This is a genomic window from Rhodococcus chondri, assembly GCF_036327435.1.
Taxonomy (GTDB): Bacteria; Actinomycetota; Actinomycetes; order Mycobacteriales; family Mycobacteriaceae; genus Rhodococcus; species Rhodococcus chondri.
In genome coordinates this window covers 1-3404 of the sequence record NZ_JAUZMZ010000291.1, presented here as the reverse complement: position 1 = coordinate 3404, position 3404 = coordinate 1, and the positions used below count along the sequence as shown (strand labels likewise).

Below are 3404 nucleotides of genomic sequence, written 5' to 3'. Positions count from 1 at the left end.
GTGGTGACCCGCCCCGACACGACCGCCGGCCGCGGCCGCAAGGTGGTGCGCTCCGCCGTCGGTCAGGTCGCCGACGAGCACGGCATCGAGGTACTCACCCCCGGCGCTCCCCGCGACCCGCAGTTCGTCGCCCGCCTGACCGAACTGGCACCGGACTGCTGTCCCGTCGTCGCGTACGGTGCGCTGATCCCGCAACCCGTGCTCGACATCCCGAAGCACGGATGGGTGAATCTGCACTTCTCCCTGCTTCCGGCCTGGCGTGGCGCGGCGCCGGTCCAAGCCGCCATCGCGGCCGGTGACGAAATCACCGGCGCGAGCACCTTCCGGCTCTAAGCCAGACTCGACACCGGACCCGTCTACGGCGTCGTCACCGAGACGATCCACCCCACCGACACCGCCGGGGATCTGCTCGGGCGTCTCGCCGAGTCCGGCGCGATACTGCTCGAGTCGACGCTCGACGGCATCGAAGACGGCATCCTCACCCCTGCGCCGCAACCGGCCGACGGTGTCTCCCACGCACCGAAGGTCACCGTCGAGGCCGCCCGCGCCGTGTGGACGCTGCCCGCACATGTCGTCGCCCGGCACATCCGCGCGGTCACGCCCGCGCCGGGGGCGTGGACGATGATCGGTGAGCTGCGCGTCAAACTCGGACCCGTCGAGATCACCGACGAGACCCTCGAACCGGGTGAGCTCGCCGTCGGCAAGCAGGGATTGCTGGTGGGCACCGGCAGCACCGCGGTACGTCTCGGCACCGTTCAACCCCCCGGCAAGAAGGCGATGGCCGCCGCAGACTGGGCGCGCGGCGCCCGACTCGACGAAAAGGTGCGTGCGCAGTGACCGAATCACGCAGGCCTGCTCGACGCTCCCAGCGCGGGCCCGGCGACCGCAACAGCAAGCCGCGGCAGACGCGTCGCCCCTCACAATCCGCTGTCGACCCGGCCCGCACCGCGGCTCGCGACGTGCTGCGGGCCGTCCGTGAACGCGACGCGTACGCGAACCTGGTGCTGCCCGCGCTGCTGCGTGAACGCAAACTCGACACCCGCGACGCCGCTCTCGCCACCGAACTCACCTACGGAGCGGCGCGGGCGCAGGGCCTGCTCGACGCCGTCATCGCGTCGGCCGCGGACCGGCCCGTCGACGAGATCGACGGCGCGCTGCTCGACGTGCTGCGGCTCGGCACGTACCAGTTGCTGCGGACGCGCGTGGCGCCGCACGCCGCGGTCGCCACCAGCGTCGATCTGGTCCGCACCGAATTCGGTTCCGGCAGAGCCGGGTTCGTCAACGCCGTGTTACGGCGGGTGGGGGAGAAGACCGAAGAGCAGTGGATCGAGCAACTTGCGCCGGATCCGGAACGAGATCCGGTGGGGCACCTGGCCTTCCGGTATGCGCATCCGCTGTGGATCGCCCAGGCCTTCGCGCACGCCCTCGGCGCCGACGCGGGGGAGCTCGACCGGGTACTCGCCGCCGACGATGCCCGTCCGATCGTGCACCTCGTCGCCCGTCCCGGTGTCATCACCGCCGAAGAACTCGCTCTCGTCACCGGCGGGGAACTCGGCCCGTGGTCGCCCTACGCGGTGCACCTCGAGCACGGCGACCCCGGCCGGCTCGAACCGGTGCGCGACGGCATGGCCGCCGTGCAGGACGAGGGCAGTCAACTCGTCGCCCGCGCGTTGACCCTCGCCCCGCTCGACGGTGAGGACCACGGCCGGTGGCTGGACCTGTGTGCCGGACCCGGTGGCAAGGCGGCGCTGCTCGGTGCGCTCGCGGCCCTCGACGGCTTTTCCGTGGACGCGGTCGAGCCGGTCGAACACCGCGCCGACCTGGTCCGCAAAACCACCCGCGACCTCCCCGTGGCCGTGCGTGTCGCGGACGGACGGAATCCCGGTCTGGACGCCGGATACGACCGCATCCTCGTCGACGCTCCCTGCACCGGGCTCGGAGCCCTGCGGCGCCGCCCCGAAGCGCGCTGGCGCCGGCAACCCAGCGACATCGCAGATCTTGTGCGCCTGCAGAAGGAGCTGCTCACCAGCGCAATCGAGCTGGTACGACCGGGTGGCGTCGTGTTGTACGCGACGTGTTCGCCGCACGTGTCGGAAACCGTCGCGGTCGTCGCCGACGCCATCCGGAGACACGGCGTCGAGCAACTCGACACCCGCGAACACCACGCGCATGTCAGCACGCCGCCGATGCGATGCGGTGTGGGACGGTGGGTTGGGGTCTGTCCGAACGTGACACGAATACTGCTCCCGAAACTCGACGACGATGCCTACCCCAGCACAGGCTGATGCCTCCACAGTCTAGGGAGTCCCTTCGGCAGTCCCGCGCCCCGTCTGTGGCTTCGGGTCAGAAGTTGCTCTGCAGAATCAGTTCCGGGATGCCGGTGCCGAGCGCCACCGGCATGCAGTCACCGAGACCGTACCGCTCCGGGTCGAGCGCATGGCGAATCAGGTGCAGCGAGAACGGGTCGTAGACCAGGTTGAAATGTCCGGTCAGGTCCTGCGGGCACAACTCCTGGACGACCAGGTTCACCGCCCGCGGGTCACGGAGGGCCACATTGCTCGCCGGCTGGATCACCTCGTCGACGTTTGTTCCGATGGTGGTGTAGTGCACGCCCGCGACGGTGTCGGTCGGAGTGTTGAGTTCGGTGAGCAGTTCGGAGCCCTGGACCTGCTGCACGAGCGCCTCGGAGAACTGGCCGCCGACGAAGTCGGTGGCGCCGGGCAGCGCGGCGAACGCCGCGCCGAGTCCGTAGAAGGTCCCGCCGTAGCTCGGTGACGCGACCCCCACCCACCGGTCGACGAGGTCGGCACCGCCGAGGCGGTTGATGTAGTAGCGGGCCACGGTCGCGCCCTGTGAGTAGCCGACGACGTCCACCTTCGCGGCGCCGGTCGCGGCGAGAACCTCGTCGACGAACCCGCCGAACTGAGCGGCGCTGACACGGATGTCTCCGGTGCCGTAGTCTTCGGCGCCGGCAGCGAGACCGTAGTTCACGGCAAAGACGCACCACCCGGAATCCACGAGAAGTGGTGCAAGCGCGGCGAAATCGGAGAAACTGTTCGAGTCGGTGCCGTGCGCGAGGACAACCGGACGAGGATGCTCATCCGATGGTTCGCAGGAAAAATCGTTGCTCCCGGCGGGTGCCGCACCGGGGTTGTTCTCGCTGTATTCGGCGGCCTCGGCGTGCGTTCCGGCCACCGGCCCGGCGGCGACCGGGACGGCCATGGTGGACTCCGTCGCCGGCTGGGCTCCGGCGATCCCGCCCGCGAGCGCCACCACACAGCACGCCGCGGATATCGACCTCAACAACCTGCTCACCCCCGATCTGCGCGCCCACGTCGTCGACGCCGTGCTCGCCGACGAGAACCTCGCGTCGCTCGACACCGCCGACGTGCGACTGCTCGTCA

General features: G+C 70.2%; 2 protein-coding genes and 2 pseudogenes. 3 read left to right on the top strand and 1 reads right to left on the bottom strand.

Annotation, left to right across the window (positions count from 1 at the left end; genetic code table 11):
- Both Q8814_RS25155 and Q8814_RS25150 read left to right on the top strand, forming a co-directional pair.
- A pseudogene (locus tag Q8814_RS25155) lies at positions 1-837 on the top strand (methionyl-tRNA formyltransferase); the annotation flags it as partial.
- The gene (locus Q8814_RS25150; RefSeq protein WP_330154680.1) at positions 834-2285 is read left to right on the top strand and encodes an RsmB/NOP family class I SAM-dependent RNA methyltransferase; all 1452 of its coding nucleotides are present in this window, start codon (positions 834-836) and stop codon (positions 2283-2285) included. The pseudogene Q8814_RS25155 and the gene Q8814_RS25150, both read left to right, overlap by 4 nt.
- 58 nt (positions 2286-2343) lie before the next feature.
- Here Q8814_RS25150 and Q8814_RS25145 read toward each other — a convergent pair whose 3' ends face one another.
- Positions 2344-3222 (bottom strand): esterase/lipase family protein, encoded by an 879-nt coding sequence (locus tag Q8814_RS25145; RefSeq protein WP_330154679.1) that lies wholly within the window; start codon positions 3220-3222, stop codon positions 2344-2346.
- A gap of 49 nt (positions 3223-3271) precedes the next feature.
- On the opposite strand from Q8814_RS25145, the pseudogene Q8814_RS25140 reads away from it, so the two are divergent.
- Positions 3272-3404 (top strand): annotated as a pseudogene (locus Q8814_RS25140) (methionine adenosyltransferase); the annotation flags it as partial.